Source organism: Paenibacillus sp. FSL L8-0340, assembly GCF_038593145.1.
In the GTDB taxonomy this organism is placed as follows: domain Bacteria; phylum Bacillota; class Bacilli; order Paenibacillales; family Paenibacillaceae; genus Paenibacillus_AQ.
Genome location: NZ_CP151967.1, coordinates 74,218 through 93,822, shown reverse-complemented (window position 1 = coordinate 93,822; position 19,605 = coordinate 74,218). Strand labels below are relative to the sequence as shown.

Annotated in this window: 16 protein-coding genes, 1 tRNA gene and 3 rRNA genes; all 20 read right to left on the bottom strand. The window is 49.2% G+C overall.

Annotated elements, in window-relative coordinates:
* Window positions 1-107: 107 nt before the first annotated feature.
* Window positions 108-1,199 carry a hypothetical protein gene (locus NST07_RS00445; protein WP_038584489.1) on the bottom strand — a complete coding sequence of 364 codons (1,092 nt, stop codon included), beginning with the start codon at window positions 1,197-1,199 and terminating at the stop codon, window positions 108-110.
* Window positions 1,200-1,303: 104 nt separating this feature from the next.
* Complete coding sequence (locus tag NST07_RS00440) at window positions 1,304-1,453, bottom strand: small acid-soluble spore protein P (RefSeq protein ID WP_038584486.1); 150 nt, start codon at window positions 1,451-1,453, stop codon at window positions 1,304-1,306.
* Between the two features lie 14 nt (window positions 1,454-1,467).
* The gene (locus NST07_RS00435) at window positions 1,468-1,809 is read right to left on the bottom strand and encodes a hypothetical protein (RefSeq protein ID WP_341089069.1); all 342 of its coding nucleotides are present in this window, start codon (window positions 1,807-1,809) and stop codon (window positions 1,468-1,470) included.
* A gap of 143 nt (window positions 1,810-1,952) precedes the next feature.
* The gene (locus NST07_RS00430; RefSeq protein ID WP_341089068.1) at window positions 1,953-2,471 is read right to left on the bottom strand and encodes an SRPBCC domain-containing protein; all 519 of its coding nucleotides are present in this window, start codon (window positions 2,469-2,471) and stop codon (window positions 1,953-1,955) included.
* An 80-nt stretch (window positions 2,472-2,551) separates the two neighbouring features.
* Window positions 2,552-2,890 carry a metalloregulator ArsR/SmtB family transcription factor gene (locus NST07_RS00425; RefSeq protein WP_341089066.1) on the bottom strand — a complete coding sequence of 113 codons (339 nt, stop codon included), beginning with the start codon at window positions 2,888-2,890 and terminating at the stop codon, window positions 2,552-2,554.
* Between the two features lie 222 nt (window positions 2,891-3,112).
* Window positions 3,113-3,201: transfer RNA gene (locus NST07_RS00420), tRNA-Ser, on the bottom strand.
* 67 nt (window positions 3,202-3,268) lie between these two features.
* Window positions 3,269-4,555 carry a serine--tRNA ligase gene (gene serS, locus NST07_RS00415; RefSeq protein ID WP_341089064.1) on the bottom strand — a complete coding sequence of 429 codons (1,287 nt, stop codon included), beginning with the start codon at window positions 4,553-4,555 and terminating at the stop codon, window positions 3,269-3,271.
* 86 nt (window positions 4,556-4,641) lie between these two features.
* Window positions 4,642-5,226, bottom strand: a complete 585-nt coding sequence (pdxT, locus tag NST07_RS00410; protein WP_342480909.1) for a pyridoxal 5'-phosphate synthase glutaminase subunit PdxT — start codon at window positions 5,224-5,226, stop codon at window positions 4,642-4,644.
* Window positions 5,227-5,245: 19 nt separating this feature from the next.
* Window positions 5,246-6,130 (bottom strand): pyridoxal 5'-phosphate synthase lyase subunit PdxS, encoded by an 885-nt coding sequence (gene pdxS, locus NST07_RS00405; protein ID WP_341380305.1) that lies wholly within the window; start codon window positions 6,128-6,130, stop codon window positions 5,246-5,248.
* A 103-nt stretch (window positions 6,131-6,233) separates the two neighbouring features.
* Window positions 6,234-7,625: a D-alanyl-D-alanine carboxypeptidase family protein gene (locus NST07_RS00400; protein WP_341089060.1), complete on the bottom strand. Its 1,392-nt coding sequence runs from the start codon at window positions 7,623-7,625 to the stop codon at window positions 6,234-6,236.
* Between the two features lie 127 nt (window positions 7,626-7,752).
* Window positions 7,753-9,210, bottom strand: a complete 1,458-nt coding sequence (gene guaB, locus NST07_RS00395; RefSeq protein ID WP_038584466.1) for an IMP dehydrogenase — start codon at window positions 9,208-9,210, stop codon at window positions 7,753-7,755.
* Between the two features lie 430 nt (window positions 9,211-9,640).
* Window positions 9,641-9,757: ribosomal RNA gene (rrf, locus tag NST07_RS00390) — 5S ribosomal RNA — on the bottom strand.
* A gap of 78 nt (window positions 9,758-9,835) precedes the next feature.
* A 23S ribosomal RNA gene (locus NST07_RS00385) occupies window positions 9,836-12,763 on the bottom strand.
* A gap of 228 nt (window positions 12,764-12,991) precedes the next feature.
* Window positions 12,992-14,547 (bottom strand): 16S ribosomal RNA (locus tag NST07_RS00380).
* Together the 16S, 23S and 5S rRNA genes form the textbook arrangement of a ribosomal RNA operon.
* A gap of 414 nt (window positions 14,548-14,961) precedes the next feature.
* A complete protein-coding gene (gene lysS, locus NST07_RS00375) occupies window positions 14,962-16,479 on the bottom strand; it encodes a lysine--tRNA ligase (RefSeq protein WP_342480908.1) in 1,518 nt (505 codons plus the stop codon).
* 257 nt (window positions 16,480-16,736) lie between these two features.
* Entirely contained in the window at window positions 16,737-17,216 is a 480-nt protein-coding gene (greA, locus tag NST07_RS00370) for a transcription elongation factor GreA (protein WP_038584463.1), read from the bottom strand.
* 203 nt (window positions 17,217-17,419) lie between these two features.
* Complete coding sequence (dusB, locus tag NST07_RS00365) at window positions 17,420-18,436, bottom strand: tRNA dihydrouridine synthase DusB (protein WP_341089057.1); 1,017 nt, start codon at window positions 18,434-18,436, stop codon at window positions 17,420-17,422.
* Between the two features lie 46 nt (window positions 18,437-18,482).
* Complete coding sequence (locus NST07_RS00360; protein WP_341097498.1) at window positions 18,483-18,677, bottom strand: helix-turn-helix transcriptional regulator; 195 nt, start codon at window positions 18,675-18,677, stop codon at window positions 18,483-18,485.
* Window positions 18,644-19,195 carry a 2-amino-4-hydroxy-6-hydroxymethyldihydropteridine diphosphokinase gene (gene folK / locus NST07_RS00355; RefSeq protein ID WP_342480907.1) on the bottom strand — a complete coding sequence of 184 codons (552 nt, stop codon included), beginning with the start codon at window positions 19,193-19,195 and terminating at the stop codon, window positions 18,644-18,646. Before folK ends, NST07_RS00360 begins: the two co-directional genes overlap by 34 nt.
* A gap of 10 nt (window positions 19,196-19,205) precedes the next feature.
* On the bottom strand, window positions 19,206-19,568 hold the full coding sequence (gene folB, locus NST07_RS00350; protein ID WP_341089053.1) for a dihydroneopterin aldolase: 363 nt from the start codon (window positions 19,566-19,568) through the stop codon (window positions 19,206-19,208).
* Between the last annotated feature and the right edge of the window lie 37 nt (window positions 19,569-19,605).

Below are 19,605 nucleotides of genomic sequence, written 5' to 3'. Positions count from 1 at the left end.
AAACGGTTCGCCGTCCTCAAAAGCATATAAATTTTTATATTTGAACAAAAAAATCCCGCATGAGCGCGAACAATACGCACGCATGCGGGATTTCTATGCTGCTTAGATTAATAAGTGCCCATTCCACCGAACTGCTGTTGCAGCTCTTCCATTGTAACTACATCATCGCCCTGCGGGATGCCAATCGTGAAGGTCTGCTTCTCATTAACTTTGCTGTATTGGTTGCTTCCGGTTAATGACAGGCTGACGTTCGTTCCTTGCTCAGGATCTTTGACGATGATATCCATCAGCAGGTTTTGGTATACAGGGAAGCTATCTTTGTCGATCGCGGTATCGAGTTTGAATTGGTTGATCGTCAGATACTTGTTCAAATCAGCCAATCCTTTGTCGACCTCAGCACGGGTCTCACTGGACTGCAGCTCTTCTTTGGCTTTGGCTAAATCAGCCTCGTCAATTTGCAGCATAGTCTTGTATTCTTCCTTACCCACAATATCAATAATCTTCGGCAGTGCATTATTCACGAGGATTGTAAGTGCTTCTTTGACATTGTCATTGGTCACCTGGAACTGAACCACTTGTTTAGCCTTGACGTCCTCCGGTAATGCTGCATCTTTAGGTTTGATGTCGGTAAAATATTTTTCTTCATCATACTCAGCCAACAGTGTGCTTACCACTTCATTGGAGAGCTTTTGCATTTTTTGCGTGTCTACTGAAGCCGGGCTCCATTCGGTGCCGCCCTGCTCTGCCAGTTCCTTCAGGTCAAGTTCTACGTATTTCCCTACAATTGTCTCCGGAAGCGGCAAGAACGGAATCGACGGTACTTTGACGTACATCTTCTCTGCGGTCATTACCATAGGGATGTTAAAGGACATCGCCATATCGCCCTTCAGGTTCAGTACCATAGTCATTTCTGTCTGCATCGGATCCGCCTGGTATACCCCATTCACGGAAATATCAGCGTTCTTCAGCATACTGAGCACCATACCTGTCGTGGCATCCGTTGTACCTTCACCGGCTTCCACAGTCAGGTTGTTAATGACTAGCTTGCTCTTCATTTCATATGAAGTCAATGCAGTCGCTTTAGCGGCGGCCGATTTCAGGGCCTCTTTTGGTGCCTCTTGTTTGTTCGCGCATCCCGGCAAAATAATTGCAGCTGCAAGCAGCAATGCGGAAGCGGATAACCCCCATTTTTTGTTCATTGTTGTTCTCCTCTCCCATGTAAAAAAATTGTTTCCCCTTCCTAATGATAAACCATTTGGCAAAAAGGGGAAACAGTTCATTTCTCCTTTCTTTTCCGGAGGTGTTATCCCTGCGGATTATGATGATCTACATGGTTAGCCTGTTTGACCTTTTTGGAGCCGGAAAGCGGCTTGGGCGCTGAAGAATGATGTTCTCCTCTAGGCTCGTGATTGGTGTCTACCCCGGGAACCGGCATACTTTTAGGCTTGCTCATTTTTAATTCCCTCCCTATGGATTAGTCAAATCTTGTAGCGCTTGTGCACATTCATGAATCTGTCTTGAATACTGCTGAGCGAGTAATTGTACGGCATCGGTACGCTCATCGGTATGCCGTCCGGCTTGCTCGGCATCAATCAGATTCACAGCCACTTCACGGCTATCGACATAAGTGCAGCGAAAATCAAGAGAATAATCCTGCCGCCCTGCCGCATTGAAATGAATCAGCAGACTGTTCTGGTCAGCTGCATCTCCCTGCACACTAAAGCTGTCTCCATCCTCCATCAGTGCAGGCAGACGCTCCTGCCATGCGGTAACCAGGCTTTGCTGGTCCAGTTGCAATTGTCGGTTCATTGTTCTTATCAGCCTCCCTTCTTTAATACATTGCGGAGAAAAGAGGGTTTTTATTCCCTCTGGAACAGGTTCCAAAAATAAGAATAAAAAAAGATCACTCCTCCTAAGAGGAATGACCTTCGTATATGCAGGACTTTTATCCTTTAACCGATCTTCCGGATCGAGTTCAAATGCTCAACCAGTCTGTTCCAGGTATCGGTGATACCCTGCAGCATACCCATATCCAGTACCTGCTGCAATGCTTCTCTTGTAGCATATTCCGCGCGATTAATGACTTTAGTCCCATTTTCTGTTTCGACGAAGATTAAGGTAACGAGCGTCTCAGGCATATTATCTGCAACGTTGCCCTCCGCATCGGAGAAATAATCTACATACACGATCTTCTCTGGTGCAACGATCTCACGGTATACACCCTTGCCCCATGATTCCATGCCATAGAAATCGCCCTGGTTCTTGTCCTCGCACTTCATACAATAATGCCAAACGCCGCCCACACGGAAATCCATATGGCATACCGGAAGCGTCCAGCCTCTAGGCCCCCACCAATGCTTCAGATGCTCTGCCTGCGAAAACGCCTGAAATACCAGCTCCCGAGGGGCATTGAACTCACGTTCCAGAATAAGCACCTTATCCTCTACCTTGGATACCATTTCATTTGCCATTTTAAATTCCTCCTCGATCTTCCTAGTGGGTTAAGACAGTTCTACCACAGCGTTCGCAAAGCTCATCCATCATCTCTTATTCAATCTTGCTGCTCTTCTACTGCTTGCTTACCTTGTACTTTCTGTAAGTAGTCATCCAGCCGGTCGAACCGTTCCTCCCAGATGTGACGATAGCTGCTCAGCCAATCCTCCAGCTCCTGAAAAGGTTCGGGCAGCAGGCTATAGATCCGGCGGTTAGCGTCCACCCGGGCCTCCACAATGCCAGCCTCACTTAGAACACGCAAATGTTTGGATGCTTGAGGCTGGCGCAGTTGCAGCCTTTCAGCGATTTCCCCTACAGTTAGCGGGCGTTCGCGCAAAAGCTCAACAATCTGCAGGCGGTTAGGCTCTGCCAAGGCACTCATGACATTCGAATTCATAGTCATCATCCATTCTTAGCTGTGAAGGTACGTACCCTTCATTAAGTGTCTGGCTTTTGTATTCCCTTGCTCGATATAAATATACCATTATGAGAATATTCCTGTAAAGGAATATTTAAAAAATTAAATTCCACAACCTTATTTTTCTCAACCTGCTGTATAAAAAAAGCCGCCTTCCAAGGAAGGCGACTTCTATCTGTAAATTTATTTAATTAAAAGGAATGGCGGAGAGGATGGGATTCGAACCCATGTGGGCTTGCACCCTAACGGTTTTCAAGACCGCCCCGTTATGACCGCTTCGGTACCTCTCCAATGCATCTAAATTTCACATGCATTAGGAATTGTACCACACAATACAAACAATAAGCAACTGTTTTATTAAGAAACTTTAGGACTAATACATTTTACATTACGCATATACGGCTGAAGGGCCTCTGGAATCTGGATACTGCCATCTTCTTGCTGGTAGTTCTCCAGAATAGCGGCGACCGTCCGGCCGACAGCAAGTGCAGAGCCATTCAGCGTATGAACAAACTCCGGCTTGGATTTGGGTTCCTTGCGGAAACGGATATTCGCCCGGCGCGCCTGGAAGTCCTCAGTATTGGAGCAAGAGGAGATTTCACGGTACATGCCGCTCTCCGGCAGCCAAACCTCCAAATCGTAAGTCTTAGCCGAAGTAAAGCCCATATCTCCCGTGCACAGGCCCAGGACACGGTATGGCAGCCCCAGAAGCTGCAGTACACGCTCAGCATCCGCAGTCATCTTCTCAAGCTCCTCATACGAGGTCTCAGGGGTGGTGAGCTTCACCAGCTCCACCTTGTTGAACTGGTGCTGGCGGATAAGTCCGCGGGTATCACGTCCTGCCGACCCTGCTTCAGAACGGAAACAGGAGCTGTAAGCGACATGATATTTGGGTAGGTCTGCCGCTGTCAAAATCTCCTCACGATAATAATTCGTCACCGGGACTTCAGCCGTAGGAATTAAGTAGTACTCTGTATCCCGCAACTTGAACAGATCCTCTTCAAACTTCGGAAGCTGGCCTGTACCATATAAGCTATCCTTGTTGACGATATACGGCGGCAGCATTTCTTCATAATTATGCTCTCCACTGTGAAGGTCCATCATAAAGTTAATCAGGGCACGTTCAAGACGCGCTCCAAGTCCCTTATAGAAAACAAATCTGGAGCCGGTTACCTTAGCAGCAGCTTCAAAATCAATGATATCCAGCTGTTGTGCCAGCTCCCAATGTGATTTTGGTGTAAATCCGAATTCTCTTGGCTGCGACCAGCGGCGCAATTCAACATTCTCTTCCTCGGATTTACCTACTGGTACAGATTCATGCGGAATGTTCGGAATACTCATCGTCAGTTCGTCAATCTGAGTCTCCAGAACACGCACTTCATCATCGAGTTCTTTAATGCGGTCAGAAACGGTCCGCATCTCTGCAATTAAATCATCAGCCGGTTCGCCGTTTTTCTTCTTCTTAGCAACATCACCGGAAACAATATTCCGGCGGTTCTTCAAACCCTCTGTCTCTTGCAGCAGCTCACGGCGGCGCAGATCCAGCTGCGGAAATCCGGCGATCAAATCGAGCGATTTACCGCGTTTGTTAAGCGCCTCTTCTACCTTTGCGTAATCACTGCGCAATACTTTTACATCTAGCACAAAGTTTCCCTCCTGAAAACAGCCTAAACTCTTTCAAATTGCTGTTTTGCAGCACTGAAAGAGTCAGAATGTTCTTATATGCAGTTCTATTGTTTGGCTGCCAGGCTTGCCTCTACCATATCGGCAAAATACTGGTGCAGCCGGTAATCTTCTGTCAGTTCCGGATGAAAGGAGGAGACCAGCAGATTGCCTTCACGCGCAGTTACAATCTCATCCTTGTAAACCGTGAGCACATCCACATTCGGACCCGTCTCATTAATAAGAGGAGCACGGATAAAGACGGCACGCACCGGCTCATCTATCCCTTTAACCTCCAGATCACATTCAAAACTTTCCCGCTGGCGGCCAAAGGCATTCCGGGCAACGGTAATGTCCATCAGTTCGAGATGTCCGGGCTCACCGCCGGCGATTCTCTTCGCCAGTACAATCATGCCGGCACATGTTCCAAAAATAGGCTTGCCCAAGCTTGCAAAATCGCGTATCGCTTCTATGAAGCCATACTTGCGCATCAGCTTGCCTATCGTTGTACTTTCTCCACCAGGTATAATGAGCCCCTGGACCTCATCCAGCTGCTCTACACGCTTGATGGGCAGGCCCTCAGCCCCGGCCTTCTCTATACTGACAATATGTTCTGTTACGGCGCCTTGAAGCGCCAACACTCCTATTTTCATCCGGACAACCTTCTCTCTATTAACGGCCGCGCTCCGACATACGTTCAGCCGGAGTCAGAGTTGCGATATCAATCCCCTTCATTGGCGTGCCAAGGTTCTTGGATACTTCAGCGATCAGTTTATAGTCAGTGAAGTGAGTAGTTGCCTCTACAATCGCCCGGGCGAATTTCTCGGGGTTGTCCGATTTGAATATACCGGAACCGACGAATACGCCATCCGCACCAAGATGCATCATCAAGGCTGCATCAGCCGGAGTAGCTACACCCCCTGCGGCAAAGTTAACAACCGGCAGCTTGCCGAGCTCGTGAACTTCAAGCAGCAGCTCGTAAGGAACACCTAAAGTCTTAGCTTCGTGAAAAAGCTCGTCTTTGGACAAGTTGGTTACCTTGCGGATCTGGCTGTTGATAAAACGCATATGGCGCACGGCTTCCACGATGTTGCCCGTTCCCGGTTCACCCTTAGTACGGATCATCGAAGCTCCTTCATTAATGCGGCGCAGCGCTTCACCCAGATCTTTCGCTCCGCAGACAAAAGGGACTGTAAACTCACGTTTGTTGATATGGAATACTTCATCGGCAGGCGTGAGCACTTCGCTTTCATCCAAATAATCTACGCCCAGAGATTCAAGAACCTTCGCTTCTACATAATGACCGATACGGGCTTTGGCCATAACGGGAATGCTCACCACTTTGATAACTTCTTCTACGATTGTAGGATCAGCCATCCGGGCTACACCGCCTGCTGCGCGGATATCAGAGGGTACACGTTCCAGAGCCATTACAGCTACTGCACCCGCAGCCTCGGCAATTTTCGCTTGCTCTGCATTCATGACGTCCATAATGACGCCGCCTTTTTGCATTTCTGCCATGCCTCTTTTAACTCGCGATGTTCCAGTTTCCATGATTCAAGCCTCCCGATTGATCTTATCTAACTTGCCACTTTACCGCAAGGCGGCTATATATACAACCTATTTACTCGAATTATTCACTGCACCAGACATTACTGCCCTAGAACAGGTTCTTAATTCCTGTAAACAAATCGCTGAAAAAATCGCCAATTGCTCTCATCAGCAGCTTGAACCAGCCAGCCTTCTCCGCTTCCTCTGCGGTAATCAGATTGACCGTTTTCTCCTGAACCTGAGACATGCCTTCAACCTTGTAGGAGTAAGTAACCTTGCCCACTTTGGAAGCATTGGCAATTGGGGCTACCAGTGTTGCTGCATCATTAACCGCAACCGCCGTGTTAATCTGTGGTGCAACCGTTCCTTTAGGCACGATAAAAGTAACTCCGGCATCGGTAACGATGGACACATCTTTCTTTTTGCCTTTTTGCACGGGCACTGTTTCATTGCCGGCAATCACGGCTTTAGGGGCCACTACCTGTTTGATTTCGAAATTATTGAAGCCAAAATCAAGTACTTTCTTGGTTTCTGTGAAACGGTGTGCTTCCGAGTTGGCGCCCATAACGACACTGATCAGCCGCATGCCGTCGCGAACAGCCGTACCAGTGAAACAGTTGCCGGCATTGTTGGTATGTCCTGTCTTCAGCCCGTCAAGGCCGGGATAAGCGTATGCCTTAAAGTTGGCGATATCCTTGTTCGCTTCCAGCATCCAGTTGTAGTTAACCATCGGTTTGTCATCCCGTTGACGGAACTTATAAGACTGAATGGTTGTGAATTCTGTGAAATCAGGGTGGTCCGTTACGATATATTTGGCAAGAATCGCTGCGTCCATGGCTGACATTACGGTTTCACGATCGACTTTGGGCTGGAACTTAGCTGGCATATCGGCACGGTCAAGACCGGTAGAATTGATAAAGTAAGCCGTCTTCATTCCCATCTTCTTTGCAGTTTCATTCATTAGAGCTACAAATTCCTGCTCCGATGACGAAACAAGCTCAGCCAACGCTACGGTGGCATCATTAGCAGAACCAACGGCCATCGCTATGTATAGCTCTCTTACCGTATGTTCATCGCCTTCAGCCAAAAAAATACGCGAGCCGATCTGCTTGGAGGCATTTTCCTGAACAACTACTTTCTGATCCCAGGAAATCTGGCCATTCTTCACGGCATCTGCAACCAGATATTCGGTCATCATCTTCGTCATGCTTGCCGGAGGCAGAGGCTTATCGGCATTCAGGGACAAAAGAACCTCGCCTGTAGTGGGTTCGATCAACACTGCCGAATCTACTTCGAGCTTCAGTGATTCTATATTAGGAATCTTGACTGCAGCTTTCGCCGCAGTAGTGCCAGCGGCAGTACCCTTTTCTGTCGTTGCCGGTGTCTTCACTTCATCAGCGAACACCGAATGTACTGGAGAAGCTAACATATTTAAAAGCAGACCTACTGTCGCTGTCTTAATTACAAATTGTTTACTGCTAAATTTCCGCTTGTGCTTCAATGATTACTACTCTCCTTTTGATCCTCATATCCATTGCTTGTTCTATTCTAACACAGGGGTACCTGCAAAAAAAGACAGACAGGACGAATTTAGTCCTGTCTGTCCGTAATTTATCGAAACCGCCTAATTATAGGGAATAGTTGGGAGCTTCCTTGGTGATTTGTACATCATGAGGGTGACTTTCGCGCAATCCGGCTCCTGTAATCCGGATGAAAGATGTATCATTGCGCAGTTCCTCCAGTGTCTTCGTTCCACAATACCCCATGCCAGAACGAAGCCCGCCGATCAGCTGATGAACTGTATCGGAGAGAGAACCTTTGAATGCGACTCTACCTTCAATACCTTCTGGAACAAGCTTCTTGTCATCATCCTGGAAGTAACGGTCTTTACTGCCCTGCTTCATGGCGCTCATACTGCCCATGCCGCGGTATACCTTGAATTTACGTCCTTGGTAAATCTCGGATTCGCCCGGGCTTTCTTCCGTTCCGGCGAACAGGCTTCCCATCATAACCGCAGATGCTCCCGCAGCAATCGCTTTGGTAACCTCACCGGAATATTTGATACCCCCGTCAGCAATAATTGGAATGCCGTACTCACGGGCAACCGTTGCACAGTCGTAAATGGCCGTAATTTGCGGAACACCGATACCGGCAATTACGCGTGTGGTACAAATTGATCCTGGTCCAATACCCACTTTGACTACAGAAGCACCAGCTTCAATCAATTCACGGGTTGCGTCTCCGGTTGCCACGTTACCGGCAACAATCGTAAGATCCGGGTACAGTTCACGCAATTTGCGGACAGCATCAATAATATTAATATGATGTCCGTGTGCGGAATCTACTGTAATCAGATCCACGCCGGCTTTCACTAACGCCTCTGTACGTTCAAAAGTATCTTTGGAAATACCAATTGCCGCACCTACCAGCAGACGGCCGTGAGCATCTTTTGCTCCGTTCGGGAATTGAATTGCTTTTTCTATATCTTTAATCGTGATCAGACCTTTAAGAATGTTGTTCTCATCTACAAGCGGCAGTTTCTCGATCTTATGGCGTTGAAGGATACCTTCTGCTTCCTGGAGAGTAGTCCCAACCGCAGCAGTGACCAGATTCTCATGGGTCATCACTTCTTTAATTTGAATATTAAAATCATGGATGAAACGCAGATCTCTATTGGTCAGAATCCCAACCAGCTTGTTGCTTTCATCAACGATAGGTACTCCGGAAATACGGTATTTACCCATTAGGACTTCAGCGTCGGAGACCCAGTGTTCTGGCGTTAGAGAAAAGGGATTAGTAATAACACCGCTCTCGGAGCGCTTTACGCGGTCTACTTCTTCAGCCTGCTGCTCCACTGACATATTCTTATGAATAATGCCAATGCCTCCCTCGCGGGCGATTGCAATCGCCATAGCTGCTTCTGTGACTGTATCCATGCCTGCACTCATCAGAGGGATATTTAGCTTCACATTTTTGCTCAGTACCGTGGCAAGATCCACTTCCTTCGGCAGTACCTCGGATTTGCGCGGCACCAACAGCACATCGTCAAACGTCAAACCTTCTTTACCAAACTTATCTTCCCACACCTGGGTCATTCCTCCTCGATTATCTTTATTCTAACCGCCCACAAACTTTATAAATGAAGAAACTCCGGTTTGAAGTCCATATCCGATAGACACCGAACTAAACAGCGAAGTTATACATATCCGTATCTTCAATTAAGGTTTGAGATGCTTGTCCAAAAATATATTATTGCCATCTTAGCAAAGGGTTTTTGGCCTGTCAAGAATATTACATCATCGGAGGAGGGAATCGGAAAACGGTCACCGGGTAAGCGAATTCTTGGACGAAAGTCCGTATCCAGTGGACATTATCACTGTAAGAACCCATTTATTGTATATGTACATTCGTAGTTTCAGGGCGTGGGATTAGCCTATATATTGTTTTAACTACCACCATTTGCACTTTAACCCAACAAAAAAGCCACTGTTGAGAAACTCAACAATGGCTTTGTGTGCTTGGCGGCGTCCTACTCTCCCAGGACCCTTCGGTCCAAGTACCATCGGCGCTGGAGGGCTTAACGGTCGTGTTCGGGATGGGTACGCGTGGAACCCCTCCGCTATCGCCACCAAACGGGCATTTACAGCGTAAATGCTTCAGGAACCTTAATTCCTGAAAACTGAATCCGAAACGAATCTGCGTCTTAATTTGTTGGATAAGCCCTCGACCGATTAGTATTGGTCAGCTCCATGCATTGCTGCACTTCCACCTCCAACCTATCTACCTCGTCGTCTTCAAGGGGTCTTACTAATTGGGAAATCTCATCTTGAGGGGGGCTTCACGCTTAGATGCTTTCAGCGCTTATCCCGTCCGTACGTAGCTACTCAGCCATGCTCCTGGCGGAACAACTGATGCACCAGCGGTACGTCCATCCCGGTCCTCTCGTACTAAGGACAGCTCCTCTCAAATTTCCTGCGCCCACGACAGATAGGGACCGAACTGTCTCACGACGTTCTGAACCCAGCTCGCGTACCGCTTTAATGGGCGAACAGCCCAACCCTTGGGACCTACTTCAGCCCCAGGATGCGATGAGCCGACATCGAGGTGCCAAACCTCCCCGTCGATGTGGACTCTTGGGGGAGATAAGCCTGTTATCCCCAGGGTAGCTTTTATCCGTTGAGCGATGGCCCTTCCATGCGGTACCACCGGATCACTAAGTCCGACTTTCGTCCCTGCTCGACTTGTAGGTCTCGCAGTCAAGCTCCCTTATGCCTTTGCACTCTTCGAATGATTTCCAACCATTCTGAGGGAACCTTTGAACGCCTCCGTTACTCTTTAGGAGGCGACCGCCCCAGTCAAACTGCCCGCCTGACACGGTCCCCGTACCCGATTAGGGCACCAGGTTAGAACCTAGATACGATCAGGGTGGTATCCCAACGGCGCCTCCGCAGAAGCTTGCGCTCCTGCCTCTACGGCTCCCACCTATCCTGTACAGATCGTACCCAAATTCAATATCAAGCTGCAGTAAAGCTCCATGGGGTCTTTCCGTCTTGTCGCGGGTAACCTGCATCTTCACAGGTATTAAAATTTCACCGGATCTCTCGTTGAGACAGCGCCCAAGTCGTTACGCCATTCGTGCGGGTCAGAATTTACCTGACAAGGAATTTCGCTACCTTAGGACCGTTATAGTTACGGCCGCCGTTTACTGGGGCTTCGGTTCACAGCTTCGGATTACTCCTAACCGCTCCCCTTAACCTTCCAGCACCGGGCAGGCGTCAGCCCGTATACTTCGCCTTGCGGCTTCGCACAGACCTGTGTTTTTGCTAAACAGTCGCTTGGGCCTTTTCACTGCGGCCCCCTCGGGCTATTCACCCTACCGAGGCACCCCTTCTCCCGAAGTTACGGGGTCATTTTGCCGAGTTCCTTAACGAGAGTTCTTCCGCGCGCCTTAGAATTCTCTTCTCGCCTACCTGTGTCGGTTTGCGGTACGGGCACCTTCTCCTGGCTAGAGGCTTTTCTTGGCAGTGTGAGATCATGACCTTCGCTACTATAATTTTCGCTCCCCATCACAGCCCAGCCTTAACGGTGTGCGGATTTGCCTACACACCAGCCTCACTGCTTAGACGGACATCCATCAGTCCGCGTCACTACCCTCCTGCGTCACCCCATCGCTCATAGCGGATTACGGTGGTACAGTAATTTCAAACTGTTGTCCTTCGACTACGCCTTTCGGCCTCGCCTTAGGTCCCGACTTACCCTGAGCGGACGAGCCTTCCTCAGGAAACCTTGGGCTTTCGGCGGATCAGATTCTCACTGATCTTTTCGTTACTCATACCGGCATTCTCACTTGTATGCTGTCCAGCGCTCCTTACGGTACACCTTCAACCCACATACAACGCTCCCCTACCCCAGATGCAAAGCATCTAGCCATAGCTTCGGTGGTGTGTTTAGCCCCGTTACATTTTCGGCGCAGAGTCACTCGACCAGTGAGCTATTACGCACTCTTTCAATGGTGGCTGCTTCTAAGCCAACATCCTGGTTGTCTGTGCAACTCCACATCCTTTCCCACTTAACACACACTTGGGGACCTTAGCTGATGGTCTGGGCTGTTTCCCTTTTGACAATGGATCTTAGCACTCACTGTCTGACTCCCGGCAAGAAGTTAATGGCATTCGGAGTTTGACTGAGCTTGGTAACCCTTGCGGGCCCCGCACCCAATCAGTGCTCTACCTCCACCACTCCATTCACCGAGGCTAGCCCTAAAGCTATTTCGGGGAGAACCAGCTATCTCCGAGTTCGATTGGAATTTCTCCGCTACCCCCACCTCATCCCCGCATTTTTCAACATACGTGGGTTCGGGCCTCCAGTGCGTGTTACCGCACCTTCACCCTGGACAGGGGTAGATCACACGGTTTCGGGTCTACGTCCACATACTTAAGTCGCCCTATTCAGACTCGCTTTCGCTGCGGCTCCGGCTTCTCACCTTAACCTTGCATGTTAAACGTAACTCGCCGGTTCATTCTACAAAAGGCACGCCATCACCCCTAGATCGGGCTCTGACTTTTTGTAAGCACACGGTTTCAGGTTCTATTTCACTCCCCTTCCGGGGTGCTTTTCACCTTTCCCTCACGGTACTGTTTCACTATCGGTCGCCAGGTAGTATTTAGCCTTAGCAGATGGTCCTGCTGGATTCATACGGGGTTTCACGTGCCCCGCACTACTCGGGATCCGTCTCGGAGAGAACACAGTTTAGGTTACAGGGCTTTTACCTCTATCGCGGGCCTTTCCAGACCTCTTCGCCTACCATATTCCTTTGTAACTCCATGTGAGACGTCCCACAACCCCAAGGGGCAAGCCCCTTGGTTTAGGCTGTTCCGCGTTCGCTCGCCGCTACTGACGGAATCACTATTGTTTTCTCTTCCTCAGGGTACTTAGATGTTTCAGTTCCCCTGGTCTGCCTCTATCTCTCCTATGTATTCAGAGAGAAGTAACTGCGAATTACCACAGCTGGGTTTCCCCATTCGGACACCCCCGGATCAAAGCTTGCTTACAGCTCCCCGAGGCAGTTTCGTTGTTCGCCACGTCCTTCGTCGGCTCCTGGCGCCTAGGCATCCTCCGTGTGCTCTTATTAGCTTAACCAATGCGTTTTCCCAGAGGGAAAATCGCTAGCATCGCTATAATTAAAACTTGTTTACACAAGTTTCAGCTAAAAGATGTTCTAAAACGCAAATTCGTTTCGGTATCCAGTTTTCAAGGATCAAGGTACTACTTGAGAGCTTAAACTCTCAAAACTGACCAACGAGTGAGTGTTTTGGAAGCTAAGCTTCCGATTTGAATGTTTCCGTTGCAGGAAACGATTCTCCATAGAAAGGAGGTGATCCAGCCGCACCTTCCGATACGGCTACCTTGTTACGACTTCACCCCAATCATCTACCCCACCTTCGGCGGCTGGCTCCCTTGCGGGTTACCCCACCGACTTCGGGTGTTGTAAACTCTCGTGGTGTGACGGGCGGTGTGTACAAGACCCGGGAACGTATTCACCGCGGCATGCTGATCCGCGATTACTAGCAATTCCGACTTCATGCAGGCGAGTTGCAGCCTGCAATCCGAACTGAGACCGGCTTTGCTGGGATTGGCTCCACCTCGCGGCTTCGCTTCCCGTTGTACCGGCCATTGTAGTACGTGTGTAGCCCAGGTCATAAGGGGCATGATGATTTGACGTCATCCCCACCTTCCTCCGGTTTGTCACCGGCAGTCACTCTAGAGTGCCCAGCCTTACCTGCTGGCAACTAAAGTCAAGGGTTGCGCTCGTTGCGGGACTTAACCCAACATCTCACGACACGAGCTGACGACAACCATGCACCACCTGTCTCCTCTGTCCCGAAGGCCGCCACTATCTCTAGTGGATTCAGAGGGATGTCAAGACCTGGTAAGGTTCTTCGCGTTGCTTCGAATTAAACCACATACTCCACTGCTTGTGCGGGTCCCCGTCAATTCCTTTGAGTTTCAGTCTTGCGACCGTACTCCCCAGGCGGAGTGCTTACTGTGTTAACTTCGGCACCAAGGGTATCGAAACCCCTAACACCTAGCACTCATCGTTTACGGCGTGGACTACCAGGGTATCTAATCCTGTTTGCTCCCCACGCTTTCGCGCCTCAGCGTCAGTTACAGCCCAGAAAGTCGCCTTCGCCACTGGTGTTCCTCCACATATCTACGCATTTCACCGCTACACGTGGAATTCCACTTTCCTCTTCTGTACTCAAGCCACCCAGTTTCCAGTGCGACCTCAGGTTGAGCCCAAGGTTTAAACACCAGACTTAAATAGCCGCCTGCGCGCGCTTTACGCCCAATAATTCCGGACAACGCTTGCCCCCTACGTATTACCGCGGCTGCTGGCACGTAGTTAGCCGGGGCTTTCTTCTCAGGTACCGTCACTCCGGTAGCAGTTACTCTACCGGACGTTCTTCCCTGGCAACAGAGCTTTACGATCCGAAAACCTTCATCACTCACGCGGCGTTGCTCCGTCAGGCTTTCGCCCATTGCGGAAGATTCCCTACTGCTGCCTCCCGTAGGAGTCTGGGCCGTGTCTCAGTCCCAGTGTGGCCGTTCACCCTCTCAGGTCGGCTACGCATCGTCGCCTTGGTGAGCCGTTACCCCACCAACTAGCTAATGCGCCGCAGGCCCATCTCCTTGTAGCAGATTGCTCCGCCTTTCATCCTCCGTCCATGTGAACAAAGGAATTATCCGGTATTAGCTACCGTTTCCGGTAGTTATCCCAGTCAAAGAGGTAGGTTGCCTACGTGTTACTCACCCGTCCGCCGCTAAGTTATTCCAGAGCAAGCTCCTTCATAACTCCGCTCGACTTGCATGTATTAGGCACGCCGCCAGCGTTCGTCCTGAGCCAGGATCAAACTCTCCAAATTGGTATTTAGAAAGAGCGATTGCTCAATTTGAAACATCTGACGAGAATTTACATTCTCTAATTTTTGGATCTCACTTACGTGATTTCCATACTCACTCGTTGTTCAGTTTTCAAAGATCAAGCTCGTTGTCAGTGCCGATTATCTCGTCACCAGCAACTCTTATAATATATCACATCCAGCCGATCAATGCAAGCTCTTTTTTTAACTTCTTTTCCGAGCCCGGCGTTGATGTTTCGCGGCCAGAAATAGAATATATCATGTATGGTTCTGCATTGCAAGCATTATTTTAAACTAGGTTGGATACACCGCTTCCCGCATACCCTGTAGTCCATTACACCAATTCTAAACCCACAGTGCCCAAGGAACTGCTGTATAATACAGCGGCCCTTGGCTCTGTGAAATAAAACATTGAAATTAATCAGTCTTGTTGCGCATATGCGGGAACAACAGAACATCACGAATTGAAGCAGCATTGGTCAGCAGCATGATCAGACGGTCTACACCGATTCCCAGTCCGCCTGTAGGAGGCATACCATATTCCAGAGCACGGATGAAGTCATCGTCCATCTCATGGGCTTCATCATTGCCCTGCTCCTTCTCCTGAATCTGCGCTTCAAAGCGCTGACGCTGGTCAATCGGGTCGTTCAGCTCACTAAAGGCATTCGCGTGCTCGCGTGCGACGATAAATAGCTCAAAGCGGTCGGTAAACCGCGGATCTTGATCGTTCTTTTTGGCCAGCGGCGAGATTTCAACCGGATGACCCATTACAAATGTAGGCTGAATCAATGTTTCCTCAACAAACTGCTCAAAGAAGGCATTCAGGATATGGCCGAAGGTCATATGTTTTTCAACCGGTACACGGTGCTCCTTAGCCAAAGCTTGTGCTTCCTCATCCGTCATCTGAACACCAAAGTCCACACCCGTTACTTCCTTAACGGCGTCAACCATGGTCACACGGCGCCATCCTGGTGAGAGGTCCACTTCCTGGCCTTGATAGTTGATCTTCTGGCTGCCAAGAACCTCCTGGGCGATATGGGCGATCATGCTCTCGGTCAAATGCATAATATCCTTGTAGTCGGCATAAGCCTCATACAGCTCAATCATGGTGAACTCCGGATTATGACGCGTCGAAATGCCCTCATTGCGGTATACACGGCCGATCTCATAAACTTTTTCGAGTCCGCCGACAATCAGACGTTTCAGATGCAGTTCAATCGCAATCCGCATATACAGCTGCATATCCAGCGTATTGTGGTAGGTGATGAACGGACGTGCAGCGGCTCCGCCGGCAATCGCATGAAGTGTTGGGGTTTCAACCTCAAGGTAGCCAAGGGAATCCAGGTAACGGCGCATCGACTGGATGATCCGCGAACGGGCAATAAAGGTCTGCTGTACTTCAGGGTTAATGATCAGATCTACATAACGCTGGCGGTAGCGCAGCTCAACATCCTTCAGGCCATGATACTTCTCAGGCAGCGGCAGCAGAGATTTGGACAAAACCTCAAGATTGGACACTTTAATAGAGGTTTCGCCAGTTTTTGTTTTGAACACGATACCGCGCACTCCGATAATATCGCCTAAATCGAGAACATTAAAGGCTGCGTATTGTGCCTCAGGGATGCTGTCCTGGCGCACATAAATTTGGATTTTGCCGCTAAGATCCTGAATGTGGGCAAAACTCGCCTTACCCATGACACGTTTAGCCATAATCCGACCGGCAATGCTGACTTCCAGAGCCAGCTCGTCCAATTCCTCTTTTGTTTGTCCGTCATACTTAGCCAGAAGGTCCCCGGCACCTGCTGTGCGGTCATATTTTTTGCCAAACGGGTCAATTCCCAGTGCCCGCAGCTCGTCCAATTTAGCACGGCGAATCTGCAACAGCTCACTAAGCTCTTTTTCCGTGGTTTCCACGGTATTCATTTCCTCAGTCATGTTCCTCATCCTCTCTAATGCCTCATGTCATATACACAAGAAGAAACGGCTCCACCTCCATAATTGAGGGCAGTCCGTTCCAGTACAAAATATAAGCTATATGTGTTCAGCCATATTTTTCGGGCGATATCTCTTCTTTATTTAGAAAAAAGCTTCCCTAAGGAAGCTTTCCGGGCCCTGTTCCTTCTTCTGCCAGTGCAGTGCAGTTCTCTGTGCGAGGGCAGCATGTCTATTCACAGGCGCAAAGCGCCTGTAGATTACTTCATTCGGATATCAAGAATTTTATATTGAATGACTCCTGCAGGTACACTAACATCTACAACAGTGCCGATTTTCTTACCGATAATAGCTCTGCCTACCGGGCTTTCATTGGAGATTTTATTGTTAAGCGGATCGGATTCGGCTGTACCAACGATTGTGTATTCCATCACATCGCCATATTCCATATCTTCAACGCTTACAGTAACCCCGATACTTACCACATCGGTAACGATCTCATCGCTATTGATGATGCGAGCGTTGCGGAGCATTTTTTCCAAAGTGATAATACGCCCTTCGATAAAGGCCTGTTCATTCTTCGCGTCCTCATATTCGGAGTTCTCGCTGATATCTCCGTAGCCAATCGCCACTTTAATCCGTTCGGCCACTTCGCGGCGTTTCACGGATTTGAGGGTCTCCAGTTCTTCTTCCAGACGCTTAAGTCCGTCCGGCGTAAGGATGACTTCTTTATCGCTCATCTCAACCGATTCTCCTGTCGTATACATTTATTGAAAACACCATACTATATGCGAATCCAGAGGGATAAGAACCCTCCATGCTGCATTGCCCTTGCTGTAACGGCGATTTTATACTGTGAAATTATATTGGAACCGCTACAAAATGTCAATGACGCCCCATATAATGTTCCGGTGTTATCTCTTAAAGCCAGTGGAGACGGTGATTAAACTGCCGAGAGAGACGGATTACGGCCCTCTTGTTCTTCTTCATCTTTAAGCTGTGCGACAAAATCATTCAAGATCCGCACCATTTCATCGCGTTTGGTTTCTTCCATAATGACATCCTTTACGCGGGCAGCAGCCTTAAGACCTTTTAAATACCAGGCTAGATGCTTGCGCATTTCACGAACCGCTACCGCCTCGCCTTTAAGGGCCACCAAACGGTCCATGTGAAGAATCGCCACTTTGATCTTCTCTTCCGCTCCCGGTTCAGGCGTCAGCTCACCTGTGCTCAAATATTGAATGGTCCGGTACAGCATCCATGGATTACCTAACGCGCCGCGTCCAATCATAACCCCGTCGCAGCCGGTCTGATCCAGCATGGCCCGGGCATCCTCAGGTGTGTTAACATCGCCGTTGCCGATGACAGGGATCGAAACAGCCTCTTTAGCCATTTTAATATACTTCCAGTCGGCATGGCCGGTGTAGAGCTGCTCACGGGTACGTCCATGCACACTGACAGCCTGGCCTCCGGCACGTTCCACTGCGCGGGCATTCTCTTCTACAAAGATATGCTCGCTGTCCCAGCCGATCCGCATTTTTACGGTAACCGGCTTGTCAACGGCCTCTACAACCGCCGAGACCATCTCATAGATTTTGTCCGGATTCAGCAGCCAGCGGGCCCCGGCATCACATTTTGTTACTTTCGGTACGGGACACCCCATATTAATGTCGATAATATCGGCATTGGTCTCCTTATCCACAACTTTGGCCGCCTCAACGAGCGACTTACGGTCTCCGCCAAAAATCTGCAGGCTAAGCGGCTTCTCCCGTTCATCCACGAACAGCATCTCACGCGTACGAGAATTACCGTGCAGAATAGCTTTGTCACTGACCATTTCCGCACATACCAAGCCGGTGCCGAATTCTTTTGCAATCAGCCGGAACGCTGGATTGCATACACCGGCCATAGGAGCCAGAACGACCTGGTTCTTCATTTCAATGCCGCCAATTTTCAGCACAATTCTTCACTTCCTTTAGTTCCATTTTTAATGAATGGACGTCTTCCTAAGTAGAGGGATTGGTCAATTCTTCGACTGAAACCTCAAGAACATCCGCAATTTTATTTAAAATTTTATCTTCCAAATGCCGGTTTCCCCTCTCGGCTGCGCCTAGCACAGCCAGTGAAATTCCGACAGAATCCGCCAACTCTTGCTGGGTGTATCCTTTCAGCTTTCGGAATGCTCTGACCCGCGTTCCCATACGTTTGATGTCCACAAGCGCATTCCTTCCTTTCCGTCTATATCCTGCAGCGCTGCTGTAATGATTCCCCGGAGTCCAGAAGAATCCTCATCCGGCAGTACGATGTCACTAAGCGGAAACAGCACAAACGCCCGTTCCAGCATCCGGGGATGCGGAAGCGTTAAATCTGCCGTATCATAGCTCTGTCCTTCTACCCATAATAAATCAAGATCCACTGTTCTCGGGCCATAACGGATATCACGAACCCGGCCTAGCTGCGCTTCAATGTCGAGCATCACATGAAGCAAGTTCTCCGGCCCAAGCGTGGTGCGGAGGGCGGCTGCCATATTCAAAAACTGCGGCTGGTCGAGATAGCCGACAGGCTCTGTCTCATATACATTAGAGCAGCGTACAACTTCAATCCCGTCATAATGATCCAGCCTGTTCAAAGCTTCCTTCAAGGTGCCTTCGCGGTCACCCAAATTGGCCCCTAAAGCAATATAAGCCTCTGATACCTCAGAGGTGGAGTGTATAGTCATGGGCCCTGTCTCACTTTCTCGTTCTATGCAGTTCTACAGTCACTCCCTGAAAATGAATGTCGAACGGCGGATGCGGCTTAGTCACTTTGACCGTTACTGCATTGATAACAGTATAAGTGTCCAGTACTGAGGATGCAATATGTTCCGCCAAAGCTTCAATCAGCTTAAAGGACTTTGTTTCGACAATTTTTTTGACGAGCCCATGCACTTCGGCGTAATTTACGGTTTGGTCCAGATCATCCTGAAGACCAGCCCCCCGCAGATCAAGCTCCAGCTCCAGGTCAATATAGTAACGTTGTCCAAGCTTGCGTTCCTCTTCGAACACACCATGATATCCATAATACTCCATGCGGTGCAGCTTCATTTTATCCACCCTGATCCCTGCTTTCTAATACAAAATAGTTCGTTCA

Excerpts from the sequence above, each read along its gene's own strand:
- NST07_RS00445 (WP_038584489.1), bottom strand. The coding sequence starts at position 1,199 with ATGAACAAAAAATGGGGGTTATCCGCTTCCGCATTGCTGCTTGCAGCT.
- NST07_RS00440 (WP_038584486.1), bottom strand. The coding sequence starts at position 1,453 with ATGAGCAAGCCTAAAAGTATGCCGGTTCCCGGGGTAGACACCAATCAC.
- NST07_RS00435 (WP_341089069.1), bottom strand. The coding sequence starts at position 1,809 with ATGAACCGACAATTGCAACTGGACCAGCAAAGCCTGGTTACCGCATGG.
- NST07_RS00430 (WP_341089068.1), bottom strand. The coding sequence starts at position 2,471 with ATGGCAAATGAAATGGTATCCAAGGTAGAGGATAAGGTGCTTATTCTG.
- NST07_RS00425 (WP_341089066.1), bottom strand. The coding sequence starts at position 2,890 with ATGAATTCGAATGTCATGAGTGCCTTGGCAGAGCCTAACCGCCTGCAG.
- pdxT (WP_342480909.1), bottom strand. The coding sequence starts at position 5,226 with ATGAAAATAGGAGTGTTGGCGCTTCAAGGCGCCGTAACAGAACATATT.
- lysS (WP_342480908.1), bottom strand. The coding sequence starts at position 16,479 with ATGACTGAGGAAATGAATACCGTGGAAACCACGGAAAAAGAGCTTAGT.
- greA (WP_038584463.1), bottom strand. The coding sequence starts at position 17,216 with ATGAGCGATAAAGAAGTCATCCTTACGCCGGACGGACTTAAGCGTCTG.
- NST07_RS00360 (WP_341097498.1), bottom strand. The coding sequence starts at position 18,677 with ATGGGAACGCGGGTCAGAGCATTCCGAAAGCTGAAAGGATACACCCAG.
- folK (WP_342480907.1), bottom strand. The coding sequence starts at position 19,195 with ATGACTATACACTCCACCTCTGAGGTATCAGAGGCTTATATTGCTTTA.